The organism is Tenacibaculum sp. TB-56 (assembly GCF_059716275.2).
The window spans coordinates 1-2500 of the sequence record NZ_CM201367.1 but is presented as its reverse complement, the minus strand read 5'-3'; the positions used below and the strand labels follow the sequence as shown (position 1 = coordinate 2500).

Sequence of the window (2500 nt, the reverse complement as noted above, 5' to 3'; positions counted from 1 at the left end):
GGCGAATATAGTTAGTAGTAGTAGACGCGAAACCGAGTGATCTACCCATGGGCAGGTTGAAGCTGTGGTAACACACAGTGGATGAACTCGAACCAGTTGACGTTGAAAAGTCTTTGGATGACCTGTGGGTAGGGGTGAAAGGCCAATCAAACTCGGAAATAGCTCGTACTCCCCGAAATGCATTTAGGTGCAGCGTTGAATAAAAGTTTTATAGAGGTAGAGCTACTGATTGGATGCGGGGGCTTCACCGCCTACCAATTCCTGACAAACTCCGAATGCTATAAAATGTTTTTCAGCAGTGAGGGCATGGGTGCTAAGGTCCATGTCCGAGAGGGAAAGAACCCAGACCATCAGCTAAGGTCCCCAAATATATGTTAAGTTGAAAAAACGAGGTTTGACTGCCCAGACAGCTAGGATGTTGGCTTGGAAGCAGCCATTCATTTAAAGAGTGCGTAACAGCTCACTAGTCGAGCGGTCGAGCATGGATAATAATCGGGCATAAACATATTACCGAAGCTATGGACTTTTAAAAGTGGTAGGGGAGCATTCTATATGTGCTGAAGGTGTGCTGTGAGGCATGCTGGAACGTATAGAAAAGAAAATGTAGGCATAAGTAACGATAAAGGGGGCGAGAAACCCCCTCACCGAAAGACTAAGGTTTCCTCAGCGATGCTAATCAGCTGAGGGTTAGTCGGGACCTAAGGCGAATCCGAAGGGAGTAGTCGATGGACAACAGGTTAATATTCCTGTACTTCTTATAACTGCGATGGGGTGACGGAGTAGTGAAAGCACCGCGAACTGACGGAATAGTTCGTTGAAACATTTAGGTATTAGACTGGTAGGCAAATCCGCTGGTTTAGCTGAAGTGTGATAGTACCACAAGTCTTCGGATGCGTGGATAGTGTGCCTAAAAACTTCCAAGAAAAACCTCTAAGCTTCAGGTTATAAGAACCCGTACCGTAAACCGACACAGGTAGTTGGGATGAGAATTCTAAGGTGCTCGAGAGATTCATGGCTAAGGAACTAGGCAAAATAGACTCGTAACTTCGGGAGAAGAGTCGCCAACAGCAATGTTGGCCGCAGTGAAAAGATCCAGGCGACTGTTTATCAAAAACACAGGGCTTTGCTAAATTGAAAGATGATGTATAAGGCCTGACACCTGCCCGGTGCTGGAAGGTTAAGTGGAGTTGTTAGCTTCGGCGAAGCAATCAAATGAAGCCCCAGTAAACGGCGGCCGTAACTATAACGGTCCTAAGGTAGCGAAATTCCTTGTCGGGTAAGTTCCGACCTGCACGAATGGTGCAACGATCTGGATACTGTCTCAGCCATGAGCTCGGTGAAATTGTAGTATCGGTGAAGATGCCGATTACCCGCAGCGGGACGAAAAGACCCCGTGAACCTTTACTATAGCTTCGTATTGACTTTGGATAAGTAATGTGTAGGATAGGTGGGAGACTTTGAAGCGGCGTCGCTAGGCGTTGTGGAGTCATCCTTGAAATACCACCCTTTGCTTATCTAGAGCCTAACTCAGCAATGAGAACAGTGCGTGGTGGGTAGTTTGACTGGGGTGGTCGCCTCCAAAAGAGTAACGGAGGCTTCTAAAGGTTCCCTCAGCACGCTTGGTAACCGTGCGTAGAGTGCAATGGCATAAGGGAGCTTGACTGAGAGACATACAGGTCGATCAGGTACGAAAGTAGAGCATAGTGATCCGGTGGTTCCGCATGGAAGGGCCATCGCTCAAAGGATAAAAGGTACTCCGGGGATAACAGGCTGATCTCCCCCAAGAGCTCACATCGACGGGGGGGTTTGGCACCTCGATGTCGGCTCGTCACATCCTGGGGCTGGAGAAGGTCCCAAGGGTTGGGCTGTTCGCCCATTAAAGTGGCACGCGAGCTGGGTTCAGAACGTCGTGAGACAGTTCGGTCTCTATCTGCTGTGGGCGTTAGAAATTTGAGTGGATCTGACTTTAGTACGAGAGGACCGAGTTGGACTGACCTCTAGTGTATCTGTTGTCTCGCCAGGGGCACTGCAGAGTAGCTACGTCGGGAAGGGATAAGCGCTGAAAGCATATAAGCGCGAAACCCACCACAAGATGAGATTTCTTTAAAGGGTCGTGGAAGATCACCACGTTGATAGGCTATAAGTGTAAGTGCAGTAATGTATGTAGCTGAGTAGTACTAATAACCCATAGGCTTATGTACGTATCCCGGTTCTTGCGACCGGGAGCAAACTCTTTGATAGATTTATGATATGATTTTACTAATATGTTAACTTTTACAGTTGAAATATACTGCAACGATTTAAGGTGATTATCGCAATGGGGCTCACCTCTTACCATTCCGAACAGAGAAGTTAAGCCCATTAGCGCCGATGGTACTGCCACTGGTGGGAGAGTAGGTCGTTGCCTTTCTTTAACAAACCTCAATCTTTTAGTAGATTGAGGTTTTTTTTTGCAATTTTTTTTAGAATACTATAATATATCCTTAACAGGAAATAGGTA

At 47.0% G+C, this 2500-nt stretch carries 2 rRNA genes (1 of these 2 cut by a window edge); both read left to right on the top strand.

The features are described from left to right. Positions 1 to 2201, top strand: a 23S ribosomal RNA gene (locus tag AC3VI6_RS00010) (it extends 674 nt beyond the left edge of the window). A 100-nt stretch (positions 2202 to 2301) separates the two neighbouring features. Next, positions 2302 to 2410, top strand: a 5S ribosomal RNA gene (rrf, locus tag AC3VI6_RS00005). Positions 2411 to 2500: the final 90 nt, after the last annotated feature.